Origin of the sequence: Streptomyces formicae (assembly GCF_002556545.1) — a bacterium.
GTDB lineage: Bacteria > Actinomycetota > Actinomycetes > Streptomycetales > Streptomycetaceae > Streptomyces > Streptomyces formicae_A.
In genome coordinates this window covers 8912607-8936984 of the sequence record NZ_CP022685.1, presented here as the reverse complement: position 1 = coordinate 8936984, position 24378 = coordinate 8912607, and the positions used below count along the sequence as shown (strand labels likewise).

21 protein-coding genes are annotated in these 24378 nt (G+C 70.8%); 9 read left to right on the top strand and 12 right to left on the bottom strand.

The window, feature by feature from the left end; all coding sequences use genetic code 11:
* Positions 1-685: 685 nt before the first annotated feature.
* Positions 686-3697: an AfsR/SARP family transcriptional regulator gene (locus KY5_RS38470; protein ID WP_234363078.1), complete on the bottom strand. Its 3012-nt coding sequence runs from the start codon at positions 3695-3697 to the stop codon at positions 686-688.
* Between the two features lie 232 nt (positions 3698-3929).
* Here KY5_RS38470 and KY5_RS38465 point away from each other — a divergent pair, with 232 nt between their 5' ends.
* The 3 genes from KY5_RS38465 to KY5_RS38455 are packed head-to-tail and all read left to right on the top strand — an operon-like array spanning position 3930 to position 9385.
* Positions 3930-4793 (top strand): hypothetical protein, encoded by an 864-nt coding sequence (locus tag KY5_RS38465; RefSeq protein WP_234363077.1) that lies wholly within the window; start codon positions 3930-3932, stop codon positions 4791-4793.
* Between the two features lie 15 nt (positions 4794-4808).
* Positions 4809-7109, top strand: a complete 2301-nt coding sequence (locus KY5_RS38460) for a protein kinase domain-containing protein (protein ID WP_098246540.1) — start codon at positions 4809-4811, stop codon at positions 7107-7109.
* Positions 7106-9385, top strand: a complete 2280-nt coding sequence (locus KY5_RS38455; RefSeq protein ID WP_159072703.1) for a PQQ-binding-like beta-propeller repeat protein — start codon at positions 7106-7108, stop codon at positions 9383-9385. Before KY5_RS38460 ends, KY5_RS38455 begins: the two co-directional genes overlap by 4 nt.
* Positions 9386-9492: 107 nt before the next feature.
* Here the strand turns inward: KY5_RS38455 and KY5_RS38450 are convergent, their stop codons facing one another.
* Positions 9493-9759 carry a GlsB/YeaQ/YmgE family stress response membrane protein gene (locus KY5_RS38450; RefSeq protein WP_098246538.1) on the bottom strand — a complete coding sequence of 89 codons (267 nt, stop codon included), beginning with the start codon at positions 9757-9759 and terminating at the stop codon, positions 9493-9495.
* A 202-nt stretch (positions 9760-9961) separates the two neighbouring features.
* Positions 9962-10513 (bottom strand): EF-hand domain-containing protein, encoded by a 552-nt coding sequence (locus tag KY5_RS38445; protein ID WP_199843433.1) that lies wholly within the window; start codon positions 10511-10513, stop codon positions 9962-9964.
* A 363-nt stretch (positions 10514-10876) separates the two neighbouring features.
* On the opposite strand from KY5_RS38445, the gene KY5_RS38440 reads away from it, so the two are divergent.
* Positions 10877-11476 carry a GOLPH3/VPS74 family protein gene (locus KY5_RS38440; RefSeq protein WP_098246536.1) on the top strand — a complete coding sequence of 200 codons (600 nt, stop codon included), beginning with the start codon at positions 10877-10879 and terminating at the stop codon, positions 11474-11476.
* A gap of 83 nt (positions 11477-11559) precedes the next feature.
* Here the strand turns inward: KY5_RS38440 and KY5_RS38435 are convergent, their stop codons facing one another.
* Together KY5_RS38435 and KY5_RS38430 are read right to left on the bottom strand one after the other, a co-directional pair.
* On the bottom strand, positions 11560-11898 hold the full coding sequence (locus KY5_RS38435) for a thioredoxin family protein (RefSeq protein WP_098246535.1): 339 nt from the start codon (positions 11896-11898) through the stop codon (positions 11560-11562).
* Positions 11899-11937: 39 nt separating this feature from the next.
* Positions 11938-13095, bottom strand: a complete 1158-nt coding sequence (locus KY5_RS38430; protein WP_098246534.1) for a PucR family transcriptional regulator — start codon at positions 13093-13095, stop codon at positions 11938-11940.
* Between the two features lie 87 nt (positions 13096-13182).
* Here KY5_RS38430 and KY5_RS38425 point away from each other — a divergent pair, with 87 nt between their 5' ends.
* Positions 13183-14238, top strand: coding sequence for a ferredoxin reductase (locus KY5_RS38425; RefSeq protein ID WP_098246533.1), 1056 nt, complete (start codon positions 13183-13185; stop codon positions 14236-14238).
* A 7-nt stretch (positions 14239-14245) separates the two neighbouring features.
* Positions 14246-15364, top strand: a complete 1119-nt coding sequence (locus KY5_RS38420; protein WP_098246532.1) for a fatty acid desaturase family protein — start codon at positions 14246-14248, stop codon at positions 15362-15364.
* A gap of 201 nt (positions 15365-15565) precedes the next feature.
* On the opposite strand, the gene KY5_RS38415 is transcribed toward KY5_RS38420, so the two are convergent.
* A complete protein-coding gene (locus KY5_RS38415) occupies positions 15566-16054 on the bottom strand; it encodes a GNAT family N-acetyltransferase (protein ID WP_098247759.1) in 489 nt (162 codons plus the stop codon).
* A 221-nt stretch (positions 16055-16275) separates the two neighbouring features.
* Between KY5_RS38415 and KY5_RS38410 the strand changes: the two genes are divergently transcribed.
* Complete coding sequence (locus KY5_RS38410; RefSeq protein WP_098247758.1) at positions 16276-17130, top strand: class I SAM-dependent methyltransferase; 855 nt, start codon at positions 16276-16278, stop codon at positions 17128-17130.
* A gap of 74 nt (positions 17131-17204) precedes the next feature.
* On the opposite strand, the gene KY5_RS38405 is transcribed toward KY5_RS38410, so the two are convergent.
* The 5 genes from KY5_RS38405 to KY5_RS38385 all read right to left on the bottom strand — a co-directional run bounded on the left by KY5_RS38405 (position 17205) and on the right by KY5_RS38385 (position 21913).
* Positions 17205-17621: a peptidase inhibitor family I36 protein gene (locus tag KY5_RS38405; RefSeq protein ID WP_098246531.1), complete on the bottom strand. Its 417-nt coding sequence runs from the start codon at positions 17619-17621 to the stop codon at positions 17205-17207.
* Positions 17622-17689: 68 nt separating this feature from the next.
* A complete protein-coding gene (locus KY5_RS38400; protein WP_098246530.1) occupies positions 17690-18682 on the bottom strand; it encodes an aldo/keto reductase in 993 nt (330 codons plus the stop codon).
* Positions 18679-19830: an aromatic ring-hydroxylating oxygenase subunit alpha gene (locus tag KY5_RS38395; RefSeq protein ID WP_098246529.1), complete on the bottom strand. Its 1152-nt coding sequence runs from the start codon at positions 19828-19830 to the stop codon at positions 18679-18681. The genes KY5_RS38400 and KY5_RS38395 overlap by 4 nt, the downstream gene beginning before the upstream one ends.
* On the bottom strand, positions 19827-20798 hold the full coding sequence (locus tag KY5_RS38390; protein WP_098246528.1) for a DMT family transporter: 972 nt from the start codon (positions 20796-20798) through the stop codon (positions 19827-19829). The genes KY5_RS38395 and KY5_RS38390 overlap by 4 nt, the downstream gene beginning before the upstream one ends.
* Positions 20799-21046: 248 nt before the next feature.
* Positions 21047-21913 (bottom strand): helix-turn-helix transcriptional regulator, encoded by an 867-nt coding sequence (locus KY5_RS38385; RefSeq protein ID WP_098246527.1) that lies wholly within the window; start codon positions 21911-21913, stop codon positions 21047-21049.
* Positions 21914-22052: 139 nt separating this feature from the next.
* Here KY5_RS38385 and KY5_RS38380 point away from each other — a divergent pair, with 139 nt between their 5' ends.
* Together KY5_RS38380 and KY5_RS38375 are read left to right on the top strand one after the other, a co-directional pair.
* Positions 22053-22316 (top strand): Atu4866 domain-containing protein, encoded by a 264-nt coding sequence (locus KY5_RS38380; RefSeq protein ID WP_076972001.1) that lies wholly within the window; start codon positions 22053-22055, stop codon positions 22314-22316.
* Between the two features lie 88 nt (positions 22317-22404).
* Positions 22405-23163 carry an SDR family NAD(P)-dependent oxidoreductase gene (locus KY5_RS38375; RefSeq protein ID WP_098246526.1) on the top strand — a complete coding sequence of 253 codons (759 nt, stop codon included), beginning with the start codon at positions 22405-22407 and terminating at the stop codon, positions 23161-23163.
* Between the two features lie 72 nt (positions 23164-23235).
* Here the strand turns inward: KY5_RS38375 and KY5_RS38370 are convergent, their stop codons facing one another.
* Positions 23236-24189, bottom strand: a complete 954-nt coding sequence (locus KY5_RS38370) for an esterase/lipase family protein (protein ID WP_199843431.1) — start codon at positions 24187-24189, stop codon at positions 23236-23238.
* Positions 24190-24378: the final 189 nt, after the last annotated feature.

Genomic DNA, 24378 nt, shown 5'->3' with positions numbered 1-24378 from the left:
TCAGCTCGATGTGCTGAGAGACGAGCGATTCAGGGGCGAGGTCGCCATGAGGCATCTCCCTTACGGTGCGGTGCTGTTGAGGTGGGTTCATGGGCCGACGGGCATGGCGGGGCGTGCACTCCGCGGCACGGGTGGCGAGTTGGTGTGCCGTGCGGTCATGCGACTGCCAGCAGTGGGCCGCACGGGGTGCCGCAGCGTTGTGCGACCAGCCCTCCGACGGGGATCACCAACTACATCCGGCCGCCGGGGCGAAGCCAGCGGTCGCGGACTCGTCGTACCCACCCCACCGGGTCGCGGAGGAGAGGGAGAACGAGACGGCACACGACTAGGTCGATGCCGCGCCGCTGCAGACCGGGCGGGTCACCGCCCTGGTCGAGGTCGTGGTGCAGATAGGTCACCTCCGGGCAGCGGCGTGCGCCGCGCTGCCACGAGAGCCGAGTGGACGGAGTCCAGGCTGATGACGTCGTATCCGAAGCGGTGGAGCTGACGGCTTGAGTTCCCGCTGCCGCAGCCGGCGTCCAGGGCAACTTGATGCCACCGCACGGGTACGTGGCGGGCGAAGATCCGCAACTCGGTGTCGGTGACCGTGAGGGCCTTCACGCCTCGCTCCCCCACCAGCTCCGCCGCCCCATCGGCGTGGGGCTCATCGGAGCCGGGGGGCCGTGCCGGGTGGGGATCCGTGCCGCTACGCCGGGCCCGCCAGGGACCTGGCAATGTGGAACTGCCGCTCGGCCTCGGCCGGGTGGCCCGCCGCCGCGTAGGTGCGTCCGAGGCGGCGGCGGACCTCCATCTCCAGGGGCCTGCTGGTGTGTTCGGTGAGCGTGGCGAGGGCCTCGCGCTGGAGCGTGATGGCCAGCGGCAGGTCTCCGCAACCGTGTTCGGCGGCGCCGAGCAGGGACAGGCTGGTCGCGCGCAGTTGCACGTCGCCGACCTCCCGGGCCAGCTCCGCCGCGCGCCGCGCCAGGTCCTTGACCTCGGTGTGCCGGCCGAGCGCCAGGTGGGTCTCGGCGGTGAAGCACAGGGTCTTGCTGATCATTCTGGGGCGGCCGATCTTCTCGGCGAACGCGAGGGAGGTGGCGTAGAGCGTGAGCGCCTTCTCGGGCCGGCCCTGCTGGTCGTGCAGGGCACCGAGCTGGCAGCTCGACATCCCGGCGAGCCAGTCGTCGTCGAGCCGGGCCGCGAGCCCCATGGCCTCGCCCAGGTGGGCCGCGGCCTCCGGGAGGCGGCCGAGCGCACGCTTCGCCGCGCCCATGACGGCGATCGCCCGCGCCTGCTCGCGCAGGTCGCCCCGGTGGCGGGCGAGGCGCAGCGCGTCGGCGCACCAGGCGTGGGCCTGCTGGAAGCGTCCCTGATAGATGTCCGCGACGGCCAGGCAGTTGCGCAGGGAGGAGGGCATCCGCTGGTCGTCGGCCAAGTCGGCGCCGGGCAGAGCGAGTTCGAGCGCGGAGCGGCACTCGTGGAAGCGGCCCTGGCGGACCAGCGGGTCGACCAGGGACTCGGCGATCCAGCAGGCATGGTCGCGCTGTCCGGTGGCCGCCGCGAAGGCGACCACGTCGAGCAGCTGGCCGCCCGCGGCCTCCAGCCACGCGTCGGCCTGCCGCCAGTCCGCGAAGGGGGAGTCGGAGACGTCGGGGCCCGTCGGGTAGCCCTCGGGGCCCCAGTCGCTGGCCATGCGCCCGGCGGCGGTGTAGAGGTGCAGCACGGCGGCGCGGTCCGCGGCGGCCTCATCGGGCGCGGCGGCGGCGAGGCGGCGCGTGTGGTCGCGTACGAGATCGTGCAGCCGGTAGCGGCTCGGCCGGGGCTGCTGCAACAGGCTCGCGTCGACCAGACGCTCCAAGAGGTCCTCGGTGTACTGGAGCGAGTGGCCCAGCATGACGGCGGGGGTGATCCCGTCGAACTCGGCGGTCGGCGCCTGGCCCAACGCCCGGAAACAGCGCCGCAGTTCGGGGGCGAGCAGGTCGTAGGACATCCGGAAGGCCGCCTCCACGCTGCGGTCCTCCGCACGGAGCTCGCCCAGTCGGCGCTCGTCGCCCGACATCCGGCCGACCAGGTGGGCCACTGTCCAGGAGGGGCGGTTCTGCATCCGGGCCCCGGCGATCCGCAGGGCCAGCGGGAGGCCGCCGCACCGGCGGGCGAGCTCCTGCGCGGCCTCCGGCTCCTGCCCGGCACGCGCCTCGCCCAGGAGGCGGGTGAGCAGGGTGACCGCCTCGCCCGTGGCCAGCGGCTCCACGGTGACCCGCCGGTCGGCGTCGAGGCCGGGCAGCCGCTGACGGCCGGCCACGAGGACCCGGCTGCCCGGGCCTGCGGGCAGCAAGGGACGCACCTGCTCCGCGCTGCGGGCGTCGTCGACGACAAGGAGCAGCCGCAGGGAGCTGGTGGCCGCCCGCCACGCCGTGACCAACTCGGGCAGCTCGTCCGGGAGTTCGTCGTCGGCCGCACCCACGGCGCGGAGCAGCTGGTGCAGTGCGCGCTGCGGGCGCAGGCCCTCGTGGGGGGCGCCGTGCGTGTGCAGGTCCACGAACAGGCAGCCGTCCGGGTACTGGTCGTGCACCGTCCAGGCGGCTCGGACCAGCAGTGCGGTCTTGCCGACGCCTGCCGTGCCGTCCACGGTGGCCACGGATACGGAGCCGACGGGCACCGGCTCGGTGAGCAGGGCGAGTTCCCGCTCCCGGCCGACGAGCCAGGCGGTGTCGCCGGGGAGTTCGTTGCGGCGGGGGCGCGTGGGGAGCTTGGCCGGTGCGGGAGACGGGGTCTCCGGGGCGGCGACGGTGCCCGTGGCGACAGCGGTGTCCGCGGTGCGGGGCGACGGGGGCGTACCGAGCAGCATCGGATCGTCCCGGCGCAGCACGCCCTGGTGCACCCGGCGCAGTTCCTCGCCGGGCTCCACGCCCAGCTCGCCCCGGAGCCGGAACCGGATCTCCTGGTAGGCGGCGAGCGCCTCGGCCTGTCGGCCGCTGCCGTACAGCGCGCGCATCCGCAGGGCGGCGAGCGGTTCGTCGTGCGGCTGGGCCATGGGCGCGGCCAGCAACACGTCCAGGGCCTCCGTGTACCGGCCGAGGAGCACCAGGCACGCCACCCGCTCCTGGTGGAGGGTGCGCCGCTGCCGGGCGAGACGCTGCCGCTCGGCGTCGGCGAGCGGGCCGGGCAGCCCGGCGAGCGGCTCCCCGCGGAACAAGGCGAGGGCTCGCGTGCAGCTGTCGAGGGCGGCGGCCAGGTCGCCCGCGGCCTTCGCGTCGCGCGCCGAGGCGCCCTCGTCGGCCAACTCGAGCAGGTCCGTAACGGCTTCGCCGGGCACGAAGCGGTAGCCGCCGCGCTCGCCCCGGATGACGGATGCGGCGGGGTCGGTGCCGGGCGCGTCCAGCGTCTTGCGCAGGGGGTAGACGTAACTGGGCAGTACCCGGCGGCCCGTGCCCGGCAGCTCAAGTCCCCATACGTCTTCGAGGAGTTGCTGGTGGGTGACGAGCGTATCCGCCCGCAGGACCAGCGCGGCGAGGACCGCCTGCCGCCGTACGGGCCCGAGGTCGAGCGGCACGTCGCCGCGGCGGGCGACGACCGGGCCGAGCAGGGCAAGGCGCAGCCGGTCCGCCAGGGCCTCCGCGCCGGTCGTACCTGCCGTGCCTGTGCTCGTGCCCGTACCAGCCGCACCCGTTCTCGTACGTGCCGCACCCGCACCCACACCCGCCGTGCCCGTACTCACCCTGCTCCTACCCACCGCAAACTCCCCCGTGTTTCCTGCCGCTTTGTGCAGCTACCCGTTTTCCCCGTGCCCGCCGAGTCTTCTGCTTCAGCAGAATTTCATCGGCATTGCAGTGTCTCGCGAGAGGGTTCGGCACGTCGTGTCCGGTCCCGGTCGATCTCCGTTCCGGCCCGCCCCTGGACGGGTTCGTGCCGGTACCCAGGGTGTGAACCGTAGGAAAGCGAGCTGCACCGTGAGTGAGAACCCGCAGGTGGATCCCCGGCAGGGATTCGGCGAGGCGCACCAGGGCCCCGGACAGGCGCCGCCCCCGATGCCCGGCCAGGCCCCGCCGCCCGCCCCGCCGGCGCCGGGCGCGCCCTCGGCCTGGTCGCAGCCGATACCGGCCGGCGGCCCCGGCAACTCGGGTCCCGGCGGCGGCCGTTCGCGAGCCTGGCTGATCGGGGGTGCCGCTGCGCTCGCCGTGGCGGTGATCGTCGGCGTAGTCGTCGTCACGACGGGGGACGACGACAAGGACACCGCGTCGGGCAAGCCGCCCGGCGTGCCGGGCGGCGTCGCCAAGCCCAAGGGGCCCGCGGACGAGGAGCCGTCGGGGGGCAAGGCGTACTCCAAGGTGCCCGACGGCTGCGAGCTGATCAAGGCATCGACCATCGAGAAGATCGCGCCCGGAGGCACGTGCACACCCAGTGCGATGGACAAGGGCGAGGGTGACCTGGCGACGATGATGACCAGGATGCCGAGATGGGAGCCCGCCGACTACGGCGGCCCCTACCAGAGTCTGTCGGTGAGCCTCACGGTCGGCGCCAGCGTCAAGGGCCAGTACGACCTCAAGAAGCGGAGTGCTCTCAGCGACCTCAAGGGCATGCGCAAGGTGGAGGGTTCCCGGCCGGTGAGCGGGCTCGGCCAGGAGGCCCTCGTCGTCGACACCGTCGACGCACGGGAGGGCACCCTGACCCAGGCAGAGGTGGTCGTCATGGACGGCAACGCCTCGCTCAGCGTGCAATTCACCTACAGCCGGGAGAACTCCGACACCACCCGGAAGCAGGCCGACGACGCCGTCGTCACCGCCGCCCGTGACGTGCTCGGCTCGCTGAGCTGACCGCCGCGCGACGACGTGCCCACCCACCCCTACGGAGGCGGCGACCCCACGGCCGCACAGGCCCCGCACACCACCGTGCCGCAGCCACCGGCCACCCCGACCCGGCCGTTCACCGCCGCCCCGGAGCCGCCGGGTCCGGCCCCTCGGCAACAGATCCCCGCCCGCATCGGCCCCTACGAGGTGTTCCAGCTCCTCGGCGAGGGCGGCATGGGCCGAGTGTTCCTTGCCAGGTCGCCGGGGTCGCGGCTGGTCGCCCTGAAGGTGATCCGGCCCGAGCACGCCGAGGCGCCGAACTTCCGCGGGCGCTTCCGGCGCGAGGCCGAGTCCGCCCGCCGCGTGAGCGGCTTCTTCACGCCGCCCGTGCTCGACGCGGACGCGGACGCCCCGCAGCCCTGGCTGGCCACGGCCTACGTCCCCGCACCCTCGCTGCATGACGCCGTACGCGACTTCGGCGTACTGCCCGAGGCGGGGCTGCGGGCCCTGGCCGCCGGTCTCGCGGAGGCGCTGCCCGCCATCCACGACGCGGGCATCGTCCACCGCGACCTCAAGCCCGGCAACGTACTCGTCACCGAGGACGGGCCCCGCGTCATCGACTTCGGCATCAGCAGCGCGGTGGACGCCACCCAGGTGACCCGGACCGGTGCCGTGCTGGGGACGCCCGGGTTCATGGCGCCCGAGCAGATCGTGTCGAGCCGCGAGGCGGGGCCGCCGGCCGACGTCTTCTCCCTGGGCTGCGTCCTGGTCTTCGCGGCCACCGGGCGGGGACCCTTCGGCACCGGCGGGACGGCCGAGATCCTCTACCGGGCCGTCCACCATCCACCCCGACTGGACGGCACCCCACCGGAGTTGGGTCGGCTGCTCAACGCCTGCCTGGACAAGGACCCCACCCGCAGACCGCCCGCCGCCTCGATACTGGCCGCGCTGGGCGACACCGAACCCGCCGCGCTGCTCACGCCGGGCCTGCGGGAGGACCTCGCGCGACGGCAGGCGCACGCCGCCGTCCTGATGTCCGCGCCGCCCGTGCCCGTGGCGTCCCTCGCCGCACCCGACGACCCGTCAGCCGCCACCGCCGGAGGGCCGAGCCGCCGCAGGTTCCTGTGGATCGCCGCGGCCGGCACCACCATCGCGGCGGGCGGCGGGGCCGCGGCGCTGGCCGGGTGGCGGTCGGAACCCCGCGAAGCCCCGGCCCGCGGCGGTGGCGGTGCGGGCACCACCGGTCGGCCCGCGGTCAAGGTCCCGGCCGGCCCGGAGCCTCGGTGGTCGGTCCCGCTGAAGAAGCTGTCGAGTGCCCGACTCCAATTGCTCGGCGACGTGTTGGTGCACTGGGAGCAGAGACGCGCCACCGCCTACGACACCGCCTCCGGGAAGGAACGCTGGACGGGGTCGCCGCGACTGCCCTCCGGCGTCTCGGGCGGCCCCAAGTGGCTGGGGGTGCACGGGCCGACGCTGTTCGCCTCGGCCTGGAACGGTACTCACGGCCATCTGCTGGGCGTCGACGCCGCAGGAAAGCAGAAGTTCACGCACGCGCTCACCGAGCCCGGCACCGACGGCGGGTTCGCCGACTTCGTCGAGAGCGTCCTGTCCGTCGCCGGTTCGGTCGCGGTCGTCGGCACCAGCGGGGACAAGGGGTACGGGGTGCTCGCGGTCGATCTCGGCTCGGGCGAGATCCTGTGGTCGCGCAAGGTCGACGGCAGCGACTTCCAGGCGTACGCCGAGGGCAGCCACTGCTTCCTCCAGGACAACGGAACGCTCCACGGCCTCGCCCTGCGCTCGGGCGCCCAGCGGTGGCAGGTCCGTGGCGTCATCGAGCCCGGCGCCTATCCGCACCTGTCCACCGACGGCGAGACCCTGCTGGTCGCCAGCACCAAGGTGCAGGCCTTCCGCGTGACCGACGGCAAGAAGCGGTGGACCGCCGTCAATGAGACGACCACCCTCAGCCCGGCCAGGATCCACGGCGAGCGGGCCTACCTCTACGACGGCGCGGGCACCGTCTTCGCCCTGGACACGGGCGGCGGTCAGCAGGTGTGGCACAGGGCGAGCCCGGTGCACCTGACGACCACCGGCGGCGCCCAGGACGAGGGGCCCACCGTTTCCCCTTCCGTACTGGCCATCGCCACCTGGGCCACGGGCGACGTGCCGGGCTTCATCGTCCTGCGCACCTCCGACGGAAAGCCGCTCTGGGCGCACCAGCCCTCCGCCACCGCCTCCGGGAGCCGCACCGGCGGCACGACCGGCTGGCTGCTGGCGATCTCCGGCAGGACCCTCTTCGCCGCATCCGAGACCACCCTCCACGCCTTCCGGAGCGATACGCCGTGACGACACCGCCCACCCCGCCCCTGCCGTCTTCGGCCCCTCCGCCGTCCGGGCCGGTGCCGTCCGGCCCGACACCGGCCGCACCGCCCCCGCAAGCCGCGCCGCCCGCCACCCCCTCTCCTTCTCCCTCCCCCACCTCGTACATCGGCCCCTACCGGGTGATCCGGGAGCTCGGTGCGGGCGGCATGGGGCGCGTCCACCTCGCCGCGTCGCGCAGCGGGCGTGCGGTGGCCGTCAAGGTCGTGCGTCCCGAACTGGCCGCCGACCCCGACTTCCGCCGCCGCTTCCGGGCCGAGGTCGACGCCGCCCGCGCGGTGTCCGGCGCCTTCACGGCACCGGTCGTCGACGCCGACCCCGAGGGGCCGCAGCCGTGGCTGGCCACCGCGTACATCCCAGGCCCCTCCCTCACCGAGGCCCTGGCCGCCCACGGCCCCATGCCCGAGCCCACCCTGCGCGTGCTCGGCGGCGGCCTCGCGGAGGCGCTGGCGGCGATCCACCGCGCCGGGCTGATCCACCGCGACCTCAAACCGTCCAACATTCTGCTCACCCTCGACGGCCCACGGGTCATCGACTTCGGCATCAGCCGGGCCGTCGACGGGACCTGGCTCACCGCCGAGGGGCAGGTCGCGGGGTCGCCCGGCTTCATGTCGCCCGAACAGTCGCGAGGGGGCGAACTCACGCCCGCGAGCGACGTGTTCGCCTTCGGCGCCGTGCTTGCCTTCGCCGCCACCGGGATGCCGCCCTTCGGCACCGGCGCGGTCCACGCCCTGCTCTACCGGGCCGCCTACGAAGAGCCGCAGCTGACCGGCGTCCCGCACGGCCTGCTCGGCATCGTCACCGCCTGCCTCGACAAGGACCCCGCCCGCCGCCCCGCCGTCGAGCAGCTCCAGACCTGGCTGCGCCCGGAGACCGTCGCGGGCTGGCTCGGCGCGGTCGAGCTCCGGGTGACCGAGGACCAGCGCACGCTCGCCGGCGCGCTGCGCACCCCGGTGCTGAGCCGCCGCAGACTGCTGGTCAGCGGCGCCGTACTCGCCGCGACGGCGGCCGCGGGCGGCACCGCCTGGGTCCTCCGCACACGCGGCGAGGACGGCGGCAGCACGGCCTCGGCACCCGAACTCGCCTGGACCAAGGAGTTGCCGCAGCCCGGCATGTCCCTGCGCGAGGTGACCCGGTCCACGCTCCTGTGCACCGAGAAGTCCGCCGGTGCCTGCTTCGACCGGAGCACCGGCAAGCTCCTCTGGAAGGACCTCGCCGGCCAGAACACCGACGCGCTAGCCGACGACGGGCGCGTCTACACGGTGCGCACCGACGGCAAGGTGTACGCGTTCGACGGCCGGTCCGGCAAGAGGGAGTGGGACGCGCCGACGGGGGACGGCGCGCCCTCCCTGAACTTCTCGGACGGCGAGTTGGTCATGGTCACGAGCGGCGGGCGCTTCCGGGCCCTGGAGGCGTCGAGCGGTGAGGTGCGGTGGACCTCCCGGAAGAAGGAGGATGTCAGCGTGGTCATCGGCGCCACCCCGGCGGGCGCGCTGCTCACCTGGGGCAGCGCGTCGAAAACCGATCCGGCCGCGATGCTCAAGGGCTACTCCGCGCTCGACCGGAAGACCGGCGAGCGCGTCTGGACGAAGGACCTCGTCACCCTCTATCCGCCGGACAAGAGCACGGTGAGCAAGGCGGGCAAGGCGGGCAAGGCGGGCAAGGTGCTCTACGGCATCGACGCCCGCATGAAGCTGCTCGCCCTCGACCCCGAAAGCGGCCGGACGCTCTGGAGCAGGCCCACCCGGCTCCCCCCGACGAACAGTGAGATCCTCGGCTTCGATAGGTCCCTGAGCCTGCTCGACGGCACCCTGTTCTGCTACCCGAGCACCGGCTTCAACGGCTCGACCCGCGGCCTCCTCGTCGCCTTCGACCCGGCGTCGGGCAAGACCCTGTGGACGGTGCGGACCACCGCCCGCGGCAACCGCGGCTACGCACGCGCCGGCGGGACCGTCTGCTACCTGGACAAGAAGATCCTGCACGGGCTCGACGCCGGGACCGGCGCGAAGCGCTGGACGGCGGGGACCGGCCTGGGCGACCTCGAGCTCCTGGGCGCCCTGCGCGGACTCTTCCTCGCCGCGGGCACGAAGGGCCTGTACGCCTTCCACGCCGACACCGGCGAGCAGGTCTGGCACTACCGGGCCACCGGCGGCTCCGGCTCCTGGTCGGCGCAGGCCCTCGGCGACGACCTGTACGCGGCCTGGTCCGGCAAGCTCTTCCGCTTCTCGGTACCCGGGGCGTAGCGCGCGGGACCTGCTCCACGAACAGGCCCCGCGCCGCCCCTACGCCGAACTCCTCCAGGCGGTCCTGCGCGTCCGGCAGCACATCAGCGCGCCTGGCTCCAGGGCGGTCAGCGCGACCGCTGGCCGGTCACCAGGCGGTAGATCATGAGCACGATCACCGAACCGACGACCGCGGCGATCCACGTCGACAGGTGGAAGAAGCCGTTGATGGAATGCACTCCGAAGATCACCTTGCCGAGCCAGCCACCGAGCAGACCACCGACGATGCCCAGGAGCATGGTGACGAGGCAGCCGCCCGGGTCTTTACCGGGCATGAGCGCCTTGGCGATAGCGCCCGCGATAAGACCGATCAGAATCCAGGCGATGATGCCCACGACGTCTCCTGAGGTTTCGAGAATCCGGCGGGATTTCCGCCTGGACGTATACCGGCCGCCTCCCGTCGAAGGCCGGTAAGATCCAGATATCCGCTCACAGAACCTATACACAGGACCAAAGTCCTGATTACTTTTACTGGTCCGCACGGCGGACGGTGGGCGGATGGCAGCGGCCTGAAGAGGTAGTGCTCATCGGGACCGATCAGCTGCGCGGCAGTGGCGAGCCGAGCAGCCAGTTGCCGGGTGCCTCGGTGTCGGTGCTGAGGTAGAACTCCTCGATGGCGGTGCGGAACTCGTCGTGGGTGATGGTGCCGCTGCCGTTGCGGTCGAGGCGCTGGAAGGCCGCGCTGGAGGTGGCCGGGTCGATACCGAGGGCCTCGTACATGCGGACGTACTCATCAGCGGTGAGCGTGCCGCTCTTGTCGGTGTCCAGGGCGCGCATGAGGGCGTCGATGATGGGCGTCACCAGGCGTTCGACGGTCTTGGCATCGGCGGCGATGTGGGAGCGCATGGCGGTGATGAACTGTTGGCGCCCGATGCGGCCCTGAGCGTCCGGAGCACCGGCCTCGCCCAGGACGTCCCACCACAGCATGAACGCCTCGCGCAGCGCGCTCTTGTTGCTCTCGTCCGGCGCTACCGCGGCGAACACCTCACCGATCTGCTGGAAGTCATCGCGGGTGAGGTAGCCGTCGCCAGTGCGGTCGAACCAATTGAACAGGAAGGTGAACTTCTGCTCGGTGCTGTTCTGTGCCATGACGGCCTCCTTGAACAGGGCGGTTGGTCTGGGCGCTCTTGCGTGTGCGCAGCTCATCCATAGGCGCACGGTAAATGCGCCTCAGTGGTGCGACTAGGCCTGTTCCCGGCCGCCGACGCGAACAGGAGGGGTCTGATCGTTCACGTGGCGGATTGCTGTCCCAGTACTGACGGTCTTGTTCTCATCGCCCGTTCACAGCCGCTAGAGGGACAGGCGGACGAAGCGGCTCGGGATCCGGAAGAGGCTTCGGCCGCGTGGGCGGCGATACTGGTGGTGACAGTCGCCCCGCCGCCGCGCCTGCCTCGGACGCGGGCCCGGTAGGCGGGGACGCACCTTTGGCGATGTTTCGGAGGGGAACCGTTCATGACCACGGCGAAAGACCTGTTCATCATCGCTATGGACCTGGAGCATTCCGTGGGACAGGGCGACCTGTCCCTCGCACTCGCGGGAGCCGAGCTGATCGATCTCATCGGTGCGGGGGCGGTCGCCGTGGACGGTGACCGCATCGTGCCGGGTGGACAGCCGACGCTGGACGATCAGTTCATGAGCGAGGCCGCTTCAGGGCTCACTCAGCAGGCGCCCTACGAGCGGATCGAGGACTGGCTGTGGCGCCGCGGCCGAGACCTCTCGGCCGCGTACCAGGCCGCCATGGAGAAGAACGACGAGCTGAAGCCGCAGCGCGGCGGCCGGTTGCCCTTCGGCTCGCAGCGCGTGGAGCTGGTCGACACGCCCGCGCGCCGCCGTGCAGCCGACCGCTGGAAGGAGAAGGAAGCCGTCCTGGTCTCCCTCGCGTCGGTCGTGGGCATCGGCGACGACCGATCCGAGGACGAGCCCGGCCTCGATGACGAGGCGGTGACGACCGTGCTGGCCGCCGTCCACGACGCGGTGATGGAGCTGGAGGCCGTACGCCAGAGGCGGACCATCGAGAACGCCGCCTTCGCCAACCTCTGGCGCGGCCCGTGAGCCGAGCACGCGGTGTCTCAGGGCAGCGCGGTTCCCCGCGACGAGACGTGACGGGCGCTGCGGCCACGTGCCGCAGCGGCCGCTCAGAGGTGGCCGTCCAAGAACTTCCGTATCTCGGTGAGGGTCATGGGCCCCGAGCCGTGCGCCACCGCCTCACCCTCCTTCAGCAGGACGTAGGACGGGGCTCCGGTGATCCCGTATCTCTCGGTTGCGGCCGGACAACGTGTGATGTCGGCGCGGACGACCGTCAGGCGGCCCGCGTAGTCGTCGGCGATGTCGCCCACGACGAGGTCCATCACCCGGCAGGGCTCGATCGCCTTGGGCCATGTCCCGGTGAAGTACGCGAAGACCGGAACTCCGCTCATCCCGAGGATGAAACTGAACTCCGCGTCCTCACGGGGTCGGTGAACCCGCTTCGCCATGGAAGCTCCTGACCTCGACGTTCCGTCATTCCACCCCCATCATCCGCCACCGCTTCCCAAGTCGGCCCGAAGACCGAGCGCCAGCGTCAGTTCGAGCACCCGGTGCGGCGATGCGAGATCCGGAAACAGCTCCCGCAGCTGCGACATCCGGTACCGGACCGTCTGGGGATGGACGAACAACGCCGCCGCCACCTCGTCCCGCCTGCCCTGGTGCAGCAGCCACTCCCGCAACGTCTCCTCAAGGCGCCGTGCGGTCGCGACAGGCAAGGACCGCAACGGCGCGAGGGCTCGGGCACGCAGGTCGGCGAACGCATCCGCGTCGGCGCTCAGCACCAGCTCGGGCAGGTGGTCCTCGGTGTCGCGAATATCAGCGGAGAGGGAGCGCGCGCGTACGGCTCGTGCGTACGAGGCGGACGCACGAGTCCACGGCCGGGCCGGGCCGACCACGGCGGTGCGGTCGGTCAGCTGCCGCGAGAGATGTGATCGGTCGGCATCGGGGACGAGCAGCACGCCGGTGCCGTCCGGCAGATCGTCGAGGACGAGGGTGCTCGGGTCGAGCACGCGGTAGGCGGGCCGGGCCTGGTCGGCGGGCAGCAGGACCGCGGTCAGCGAGACCGGAGGCTGCCACGCGGCCCGTTGCACGGAGGCGAGGAGCACGTCCGGGCTCGCGCCGGCGAGGAGGTCGCGGGCGAGGTGTTCCAGGTGGCGCTCGTGGGCCCTGCCCCGGGCGGCCAGTTCGTCGGCGTGGCCCGCGGCGCTCGCGGCGGAGAGCTCGTCGATGTAGGCGAAGGTCAGCTCGGCGAACTTGGCGACCTCGGCGGCGGGCAGACCCGCGGGTACGGCACCCGCTGCCAGGCACCGCCAGGCCACGCGGGCGCCGACGCGGTACGCGCTGAGCAAGGCGTCCATCGAACGACCGTCGCGCACCTCGCCGCGGCCCAGCTCGTAGGCCGCGTCACCGGCGTCGCCGCCCGTGGCGTTTCCGCTCGCGAGGTCCAGGTAGTGCCCCAGGGCGGTGCGGACGGCTCGGCGGATGGTGGCGCCCATGCGGCCCGAAAGGGCGTTGGCGTAGGGAGGGACCTCGTCGATGATCGCCTGGACGACCTCGTCGGCGGTGGTCCTCAGCGCCGCCCTAAGTGCGGTGACCGTCGTCTCATCCAGAGCCAGTTCGCTGGCCCTCTGGATTGCATGGCTCACGTTTTTGTTCCCTGCGAACAACTCAGTCGACCAGATTCACGTCCTGCGGTCAGGACTTTACGCCCTGAGGCGCAGCAAGCTGAAGTCATGACGAGTACAGCCCTCCGCGGCAGGGCGTGGAAACTGCTGGAGATGGTCACGACGCCGCTGCTGCCGTCGGACTACCTCGACCTGGTCAGCCCGCTGCGTGCGGGCGCCGACCTGCGTGGGCGCATCGAGTCCGTGCACCCCGAGACGGATGACGCCGCGACGATCGTGATCAGGCCGGGACGGGGCTGGCGCGGCCACACGGCCGGTCAGTACCTGCGGATCGGAGTCGACGTCGACGGGGTGCGCCTGTGGCGTGCCTACTCCATCACGTCGCCGACGAACCGCCAGGACGGCCGCGTCACGATCACCGTGAAGGCGATCCCGGACGGCAAGGTCAGCAACCACTTGGTCCGCAGGGCCACACCGGGCACGCTGATCCAGCTCGACCAGCCGACCGGTGACTTCGTGCTGCCCCGGGCCAAGCCCGCCAAGGTGCTCTATCTGACGGCCGGCAGCGGCATCACGCCCGTGATGGGCATGCTGCGCGACACCGAGTTCGACGACGTCGTCATGATCCACTGTGCGCCACGGCCGCAAGACGTGATCTTCCGCAACGAACTGCACGACCTGGTCGCGGACAAGAAGCTGCGGCTCACCGAGGTGCACACCGACAGGGACGGCACGCTCGACATCGCCCGTCTCGACGAACTCGTGCCCGACTGGGCCGAGCGCGAGACCTGGGCGTGCGGGCCCGCGGGCCTGCTCGACGCCGCCGAAGAGCACTGGACCGAGCACGGCGTCCAAGAGCGCCTGCACACCGAACGCTTCCGCCCCGGCATCGTCGTCGCCGGTGACGGCGGCGAGGTCACGTTCAGCTCCACCGGCAGGACCGTCGACGCGGACGGCGCCACGCCGTTGCTGGACATCGGCGAGGAGGCCGGTGTGCTCATGCCCTCCGGGTGCCGGATGGGCATCTGCTTCGGCTGCGTCACGCCGCTCAAGGCGGGCGCCGTCCGCGACCTGCGCACCGGCGAGATCACCGAGGCCGAGCCGGGCGTCCTCATCCAGACCTGTGTGTCCGCCGCCGCGGGCCCCTGCGACATCGAACGGTAGGAGCGCCTTGACCGCCACCGACCCCACCGCCCACCTGACCGCGGAGCAGATCGAGGAGCTCGGCCGCGAGCTGGACGCGATCCGCGACGAGGTGATCGCAGGACGCGGCGAGAAGGACGCCGCCTACATCCGCAAGGTCATCTCGGCTCAGCGCAAGCTCGAACTGGTCAGCAGGGGCGTACTGCTGTTCTCGATCTTCCCGCCCGCGTGGCTGATCGGCACCGCAGGGCTGTCCGTGGCGAAGATCATGGACAACATGGAGATCGGCCACAACATCCTGCACGGCCAGTGGGACTGGATGCGGGACCCGAAGATCCACTCCACCACCTGGGAGTGGGATCACGTCTCGCCGTCCGATCAGTGGAAGCACTCGCACAACGAGTTGCACCACACGTACACCAACGTGATCGGCAAGGACAACGACCTCGGCTACGGCATCATGCGCGTCGACGAGGACCAGAAGTGGCACCCGTTCCACCTCGGCCAGCCGCTGTGGAACTTCCTCAACGCCTGCTTCTTCGAGTACGGCATCGCGGCGTACGACCTGGAGCTCGGCAAGAACCTGCACAAGCGCCGCCGCAAGAACCCGGAGTTCCGCGCGCGGGCCAGGGCCGTGGGCCGCAAGATCCGCAAGCAGGTGCTCAAGGACTACGTGATCCACCCACTGCTCTCGGGCCCGTCGTTCCTCCCCACGCTCGGCGCCACGTTCACCGCGAACCTGGTCCGCAACCTCTGGACCCACTCGGTGATCATGTGCGGGCACTTCCCCGAGGGTGTGCAGGTCTTCGAACGCCGGTCGATCGAGGGCGAGACGCGCGGCCAGTGGTACCTGCGCCAGATGATGGGCTCGGCGAACATCAGCGGCAACAAGGCCATGCACTTCATGACCGGCAACCTGTCGCACCAGATCGAGCACCACCTCTTCCCGGACCTGCCGAGCAACCGGTACGCCGAGGTCGCGGTGAAGGTGCGCGCGCTCTTCAAGAAGTACGAGCTGGAGTACGTCACCGGGCCGCTGCCCAAGCAGGTGTTCTCCGCGTGGCACAAGGTCTTCCGGCTCTCACTGCCGAACAAGAAGCCCAAGGTCAAGACGCCGGACAGCGTGCGGGAGCTTGTCGCGGCCTGATTACCGGTACTGGTTCAGCCGCTGCGGTTCGCACCTGTGGTGGTTGGTGCACGCGCACGAAGCCCGTTTGGTAGGCGATGGCGACGAGTTGGGCGCGGTCCGACGCCCTTGCCCAGGAAGCCGCTCACGCCTGCGCGCACCTGGGCGGCCTTGAGTTCCGGGTAGCTTGAGTTCCGGGTAGTCCGGGAGCCGTCAGCCGCCTTACGAGAGTTCCTTACGCATCAACGTGCACATCGTTTCGTAGCGGCGCAGCGATCCGTCCGGGGCTTGCTCGTCCCACGAGTCCGGCTGACGGTCGTACGCGACATAGCCCAGTCGTTCGTACAGTGCCCGAGCCCGGGGGTTGTTCTCCTCCACACCGAGCTCGGCCTGCCGCAGACCACGGTTCCTGATCCGGAGCTCCGCGGCTTCGACGAGGAAGGTGCCGATTCCGCACGACTGCAAGGCCGGATGGACGGCCAGCTGCCACAGCGTGCCGACCCCCTCCTTGGCCCGGTAGTCGACGCCACCTTTCGCCACGGGAATGTCCGTCGCAGGGCAGACCGCAAGGTAGTCGACCTCGCCGAGCCGGGCACGCTCCAACTGCGTCGCGACGCCGGCCAAGTGGAATTCGGACCCCGACCACCCGCACGACGCGAGGTCCGCATGCACGAAATCGCGTGCCGACAGCTTCAACACAACGTTGGTCATCTTCACCGCCTCCGACCAGCCAGCATCCCTACCGGTCGCACGGGACACAACGCCATTTCCCCTGCCTGCTCCTGGTAGGTGCACGGCCCCGGTCCCCTTCACCTCCCCTGCCGAATGGGCTGCTGCGGCATCGCAGGATGCCCAGGAAGTCGGAGGCGCCGCCGCTCCCGCGTCTCATACCATCGGCCCGCACCGACCCGTCGAGCATCACCAAGGACTTTGTGAATCACTCCGATCTCCGCGCCAAGGCTCCCTCGCTCGCGGCCGGGATGGCCGCCGCCGATCACAGCCCGGACATCCAGCTGTCCCAGACTCACCACCGCGCCGCGCTCGTGGCGAGCTGGCACATCGCACCGGGCTCAACCGTCCTCGAACTGGGCTGCGGTCAGGGCGACATGACCGCCGTCCTTGCGGAGGCGGTGGGGCCCGAAGGGCGCGTGGTGGCCATTGACGTGGCCGAACCCTCCTATGGGGCCCCGGTCACGCTCGGAAAATCGGCAGCCCGGCTCGCGTCGGGCCCTCTCGGTCCGCGCATCGACTTCCGCTTCGGTACCGATGTCCTCGACCCGTCAGTCGACTTCCCCGAAAGCACCTTCGACCACGTGGTGCTCGCACATTGCTCCTGGTACTTCACATCGCTGGGAGAACTGCGAGACACACTGGCCCGGGTGCGGCCGTGGGCGCGGCGACTATGGTTCGCCGAGTGGGACTTGACGCCTGCCTCTGACGACCAGTTGGCGCACCTGCTCGCCGCGCTGATCCAGGGACAGGCCGAGGCCGCAGGATCGCCTGGCCAGGGCAACGTCCGCACGCCTTTCTCCCGTGAGGGGCTGCTGCGGCTCCTGCCTGAGGCCGGCTGGACGGCCGACGGCAGCAGGCCGGTCGACACGGAAGATCTTCAGGACGGTGACTGGGAAATCGCTGCTTGCCTCGACCTGGTCGGAACGGAGGAGCGTTTGGCCGCGCTGCCCGAGGCGGTGCGGCAGCTCGTCCTGAGTCAGGCCGACGTTCTCCGGGCCATCGCCAAGCCGCGCGGCAACCGCGCGCTCCCCGCGTATGCCGTCACCGCGCGCTGACATACGATCCCGGCGACCGGCCCGGTCGACATTCGGTGAGATCGGCCAGCTGGGGGTGGCCCCGAGCGCGGTGTTCAGCGGTCTTCCCCCGGCGGTGTGCCGCAGCTCGGGCCGCCCGGGCCGTCGAACTGCACGGAGCTGAAGAAGTCCTGATAGGCCGGGAAGAAGTTGCCCTTGCCGGTCGGGCCGGCGGAGGTGACGGTCGTGCAGCCGGAGTAGTTCTCGTCGGACCACAAGTAGATGGTCGAAGACGTTCGGTTCCAGTCCGACTTGGCCCGGTCGTTCATGCCGAGCGCCGTGAGGTCGGGCGTGCTGCGGCTCAACGTGATCATGTCACCAGTGCCGTCGAGACCGGAGAACAGGCAGTACGACCCGGCAGGGCACCGGTCGTACCCGTCGGCGGCCTGTGCGGGGAGGGCGGACGTCAGACTCAGGGTGGCCACTGCGCCGGCCAGCCCGGCAAGGATTCGCTTGGTGCGGGTGCGGTTCATACTCAGCCCAACGAGCGTTGCCGCAGCAGGTCATCACCTCGATGCGCTTCTGTATCGCCTACTCGCGCTCACACGGCGCCGGTCACAAGCCCCGCCGACTCCAGGTCGTCCCATAGTGCCTGCGGTATCGGACGCTCGTAGAGGACGACGTTGTCGTCGACCTCCTGCGGCGAGCGGCAGCCCGTGAGGACGCTCACCACGCTGGGGTGGCGCAGAGGGAAGTGCAGGGCCGCGGCGCGCAGGGGCACGGCATGGGCGCGGCACACCTCGTTCAGGCGGCGGGCGCGCGCGAGGATTGGCGCGGGGGCCGGGGTGTAGTTGTAGGGGGCGCCGGGTTGGGGGGCGACGAGGAGGCCGGAGTTGTAGACGCCGCCGATGACGACCGAGACGCCTCGCTGCTCGCAGGCGGGCAGGAGCTCGTGGAGCGCGGGCTGTTCGAGGAGGGTGTAGCGGCCCGCGCACAGGATGACGTCCAGGTCGAGACCGCGTACGAACCGGGTGAGCATCGCCGCGTCGTTGAGCCCGACGCCGATCGCACCGATCACGGACTGGGCGCGGAGTTCGGCGAGGGCCGGGAACGCGCTCTCGGTCGCGAGGCGTTCGTGGTGGTGGGTGTCGTGCAGGTACACGATGTCGACGTGGTCGAGACCGAGCCGGGTGAGGGATTCCTCCAGGGCGCGCAGCACGCCGTCCCGGGTGAAGTCCCGGATACGGGCGGTCGGGGGCTCGTCCGGATAGAGGCGGGGGTCGACGTCCGTTTCCCGGTCCGGATGGTCCAGGTGCGCGCGGTCAGCGGGCCTCAGGAGGCGGCCGACCTTGGTGGAGAGGGTGTAGCGCGCACGGTCCTCGGCGGCCAGCGCGTCGCCCAGGCGCCGCTCGGCGATGCCCGCCGCGTAGTGCGGGGCGGTGTCGATGTAGCGCAGACCGCGGTCCAGGGCGCGGCGTACCGTGGCGGCCGCCTGGGGTGCGGGCACCGGGGTGTACATGCCGCCCAACGATCCTCCGCCAAGGGCCAGTTCGGTTACCCGGACGCTCGTGGAGCCTATGCGGTGGGTCTTCACGTCCGGCCCCTCTCCCCCGCCACGGCGGAGGGCTCCCCGGACCTTGCGCGTGTGCCGAGCGCGTCGTCCACCCAGCGGTGGAAGTCCCCGATGACGTGTTCGTGCGGCGGGTACACGGAGGAGAAGTGCGCGGAGCTGGCGCCGAGTTGGACGCGTTCGCTCGCCTCGAAGTCCTGGCGGTTGGCGATGTCGAGGAGCGTGATCGCGTCGTCGGGGTCGAAGCCGGGTGCGGCCGCGGCCTGCGGGTGGAAGAGCCAGTCCGCGGTGACGATGGTGCGGTCGGGGGCCCGGGGTTCCACACGGAAGCAGACGACGTGGTCGGGCAGGAGCACGAGGACCGTGTTCGGCCAGAGGTTGACCGAGTTGAAGGTGCGGTGGCTCTCCACGCTCAGGCGGGGCAGGGGCGCGGCGGCCGCCTTTCCGGACAGGGAGAAGCCCGTCATGTGGTCGGCGAGCCGGGCACCCTGGCCGACCGGGCCGCTGATGGTCCCGTATCCCGTACGGAAATGGGGCAGGGCGGCCGAGAGTTCGGGGTGCAGGGTGGGGCAGTGGTAGCACTCGCTGAAGTTCTCGAAGATCATTTTCCAGTTGGCGCGTACGTCATAGATGCGCGAGTCGACGGCGACGAGGTCGTCGATGGTGTATTCATCCAGGGCGTCGGCACTGCCCAGGCGGTGGACGAGCTGAGGCTCCATCTGCTCGGCGAGGGGCGCGGCCGCGGTCGCCAGGCTCACCCAGGCATAGCCGAGCCACTCCTCGGCCGCTACGGCGTGCAGGTCCAACCTCCCCTCCCCCTCGCCCTCTTGGAGCACTTCGCGCAGATGCGGGGCACCGGTGAGGCGGCCGTCGAGTCCGTACGTCCAACCGTGGTACATGCAGCGCAGCGACGATCCAAGATCGCCCTCACGCTCCACGCACAGGCGGGCTCCTCGGTGGCGGCACAGGTTGAGCAGGCCGCGCAGTTCGCCGTCGCGGCCGCGCACCAGCAGGACGCTCTCGGTTCCGGCGTCCGCACGGAGGAAGGAACCCGGACGTGACAGGTCTTTGGTACGCCCTGCACAGATCCAGTGCCGTTCGAAGATGTCATGGCGCTCATGCGCAAGGACCTGAGCGCTGGTGTAACGGGTGCCGTCCCAGGAGGACTTCATCGTTCTGCTCCTTCTTCTCGGGCGCCGACGTCCGACGCGTGATTCCGGTGAGGGCCGGGGGCGGTCGAGGGGGTGCGCAGTCCGAGGGCGACCCCTGCGACGATCAGGGGCATACTGGCCACTTGTTGCGCGAGGATCGGCTCGTCGAGGAGCCAGAGACCGGACAGCGCGGTGAACAGGGGCAGCAGGTAGTAGATGAGTCCGGCCCGTGCGGGCCCGATGCGCCCCACGGCACGGTTCCAGCAGAAGTAGGCCATCCCCGAGGACATCGCGCCCACGTAGCCGAGCGAGGCGAGCACGGGCAGGGTCACGGGGAATCCGCCGCTGAGTGCGAGTTCGGTGAGGTAGCAGGGCAGCAGGAGGGCCAGGGCGAACGCGAACGTACCGAACAGCACGGTCGTCCCGCTGAGGCTCTTCGGGACGCCGCGCACCAGGAGCGAGTAAGCGGCGAAGATCAGGGTCGCGCCCAGCATCCACAGGTCGCCGGGGCGCGGTGTGAGCTCGCTCAGGGACCCGCGGGTCACCAGGACGGCGACACCCGCGAGGGCGATGGCGCTGCCCGCGACGCGGTACCGGCCAAGGCGATCGCCGTGCAGGATGCGGGAGAGCAACAGCATGAACACGGAGGCGGTCACGGCGAGGAGGGACATGTTGGTGGCCGTGGTCGTATGGGCCGCAAGGTAGACCATGACGGTGTACGCGGCGATCCCCAGGAACCCGAGCAGCACCAACAAGCGGGCGTGGGCGCGGACGTGACGCCTTTCGGCCACGAAGGACCGGACCGCCCAGGGGGCGATCGCAGCGACGGCGACGACACAGCGCCAGAAGGCGAGCGAGGTGGGCGGCACGGAGTCACGCAGCCCTCTGGCCGCGATGAGGTTCCCCGACCAGATGACGGTCGCGAGGAGCGCGAAGACGAAGCCGCCGTAGCGGCCCTCCCGCGCTGCCGCCCTGCTACCGGGCCCCATGGCCCGGCGCCACGGAGCATGGGCTCAACTTCACACGTATCCGCATTGGCTCGTCCCCCGTTGCCACTACAGGTGTGTTCACGTGCGCGGGGCCCGGTGGTCCCTCCGGCCCTCTCCGGACCTCTCACGCGACCTACCCGACGTTACGGACGCGCGTGGGGAGCCGTCGTCCCCTCCTGGTCGGACACCCGCGCAAACCTGTGCCGTACACGGACGTCCGCTACAACTGCCGCGGTACCCGTCCGACGTCACTGTTGTGTTGGCTGATCAGCTGTGTGCTCGGAGCGGTCTCGGCGCCGGGTGGCGTGGAGGGAGCCGAGCAGGTGGAGGGAGTGGGCGCTGGGGCTGCCCGGTTCGGCGTGGTAGATGACGAGTTGTTGGCCGGGTGACTCGCGTACGTCGAACGCCTGGTAGGTGAGCGTGAGCGGGCCGACGTCCGGGTGGAGGAGGTGTTTGGCGTCCTGCGTCTTGCCTCGCACGGCATGGGACTGCCACAGGCGCGCGAAGTCCGCGCTGTGCTCGGTGAGGGTGGCGACGAGTTCGCGCAGCCGCGGGTTGTCCGGTTCGAAGCCGGTCGCCTCGCGGAGGTTGGCGACGGTGGCGTGTGCCGCCCGGTTCCAGTCCGTGTGGAAGGTGGGGCCTGCCGGGTCGAGGAACGTCATGCGGGCGAGGTTGTCCGCCGGGGTGTACGCCGAGTAGAGGGCTTGGGCCAGCGCGTTGACCGCGAGGAGGTCGAGGGTCCTGTTCATGACGAACGCCGGGGTGTTGGGGTAGCCGTCCATCAGCTGTCGCAGGGCGGGGCTGACGCGTTCGGTGCGGCGAGGCGACAGCCGGTCGGCGGGGGCGGCCCCGGTCAGCCGGTACAGGTGTGCCCTGGCGTCCTCGTCGAGGCGGAGCGCATGACTGAGAGCGTCGATCACCTGGGGCGAGGGGTTGCGTTCGCGGCCCTGTTCCAGGCGGGTGTAGTAGTCGGCGTTCACTCCGGCCAGGACGGCGACCTCCTCGCGGCGCAGCCCGGCGACTCTGCGGGTCCCGTGGCTCGCCATCCCGACGTCGTGCGGGCGCAGGGCGGCGCGGCACGCGCGCAGGAACTCCCCCATGCGGTTGTCGTCCATGTCCTGAGGCTAGGCGGCGCGCCGCCGTGCTGCCTGGGTGTGGTGCACCCAGGCAGCAAACGTCCTGGTCGGTCATCGCTGACCTGCGCAGACTCGGTGGAGCGGGAAGGACCGCACCGTTCGAGGAAAGGAGACCGCCATGGCCGCGATCGAGGACGGCCACGTGGACGTGGTCGGCATGTGGGTGACCGAGGACGGGCACATCCGGCAGGAGCTGCTGCCGGACGGCCGTTACGACGAGGCTCGCGGCGAGCGGGCCAGTGCGTACACCGGCCGTTACACGGTCACCGGTAGTCACCTGGACTACGTCGACGACACCGGGTTCACCGCTACGGGGGACATCCGCGACGGAGTGCTCTACCACGAACACCTCGTGCTGTACCGAGAGTCGAGCCCGTCGTAGCGGGGCGGCGAGCGAAGCGGGGCAGCGGGGTTCGGGCACCAGTCGCTGACAGACGTATCAAATCAAACGCAAGGAAAGGACCGCACGTATGACCGGACGACGTCTTGAGGGCAAGGTGGCCCTGATCACGGGCGCGACCGGGGGGATCGGCGCGGCGACCGCCGAACTCTTCGCCCGGGAGGGCGCCCGGCTGGTGATCACCGATGTAGCCCGGGAACCCCTCCGGAAGCTGGCGCGGCGCGTCGAGGCGGGTGGCGCGGAGGTGACGACCGCTCTCCTCGATGTCTCATCCGCCCGGGAATGGGAGGAGGTGACGGCCCTCGTACGCGATCGTTTCGGCGTGCTGGACGTGCTGGTGAACCTCGCCGGAATCCTGGACTGGCCGGGTATCGAGGACACGCGGGAGGAGGTGTGGGACCGCGTGATCGACGTGAACCAGAAAGGCACCTGGCTCGGTATGAGGGCGGCGATGCCGCTGCTGCGAGCGAGCGGCAACGCGTCGGTGATCAACACCTCGTCCGTGCTCGGCCTGGTGGGCAGCGGCGCGGCCGCGGCCTACCAGGCGTCGAAGGGCGCGGTGCGCCTGCTGAGCAAGACGGCCGCGGTCGAGTACGCACGGCAGGGCGTACGGGTCAACTCGATACATCCCGGAGTGATCGCCACACCGATGATCCAGGACCTCCTGGACGAGCAGGGCGACCGGCAACCGGACATCCGGCGCACCCCCATGCGCCGCGCCGGCCGCGCCGATGAGGTCGCCCCCGCGATCCTCTTCCTCGCCGGCGACGACTCCTCCTTCGTCACCGGCTCGGAACTCGTCGTCGACGGCGGCCTCACCGCACACTGAACGCCTCGCCCGCGAGGTGTGGGCAAGGAGACCGTGGCGCTGCTCCGTGTTCGCGAGTACGCCGGGCCGGAATCAGAAGGCGGGCGCCCGCGGCACACAGGGCGCCGTCGGCGCCGAGGGGTCCAGGGCCCGTTTGACCAGTCCGATCGCACGCGGGCTGTACGACATGCTCAGATGGGCCGAGAAGTCGACGGAACAGCCCTCCTGCAAGGTGATGTTCTGCACCGTTGCGCCGGGGCCCGCCGTCATGAACGTGCTCTGCCAGGGGGTGGTGATCTCGTCGTACTTCGTGGCGATCACGGTGTAGTCGACCCCGGGCACGGTGTCCCCGTCGGCGTTGAGTTCCTTGATGAAGTCGGATTTCCAGTACTGCTGGACGCCCGCCTTCCCGAGGGGTTTCTCCCCGGATTGCAGAATGTGGAGCTTGTCGGCGAGAGTCGTGAAGCCGCTCATGGTGGTGCCGTGGTTGGTGGCGCCGAGTTGGACGATCTTCTTGACCTTGTTCTTCGACGGGTCGGTCGTGTTCGCGCCACCGTCGGCCTTGAGGTACCAGCGGGACAGGGTCCCGCCCTGGGAGTGGCCGACCAGGTCGACCTGGCGGGAGCCGCTGGCGGCGAGCACCTTGTCCACGAAGGCGGCCAGCTCCTTGGAGGACTTCTTGATGTCTCCGTAGCCCTTGACGGTGGGAGCGAGAGCCACCCCCGCATCGTCCGTGTCGCCGAAGTCGAGGGCGTAGACGCAGTAGCCCTGAGCCTTCAACTCGGGTGACATACGGGCCCAGTTGTTGTAGCGGTTCTCGTAAGTGCCGTGTACCAGGACGACCGGACGCGGATGGGCGGCGCTGGGACGGCAGTTCCAGTCGTTGGCGCCCGGCGGATCTATGTCGAGGCGGAGGATGGAATAGGCCATGGCGGGAAGGAAGTTGTCCTGCGTCGGGCCAGTCTCCGCCGCCGCGGACGTGGAGGTGGCCAAGACCGTCGCCGCGGCGGCGGCACAGACGGCGGTGACGTATCTGGGTATGTGCAAGACGGCTCCTGGGTAGTGCGGAACTCGGACCACACGCGATGTTTCCCATGAGTGCTGACCGAGGAGGACACCCCCGGGGGGCCTTCCAGGCCCTCAGCGTGCGTGCCGAGGCGGGACGCTCTGAGGGGGAGAAAAGCACAGGCGCGTACTCACACTTCGTGAACAGCTGGATCATCACACCAGTCACAC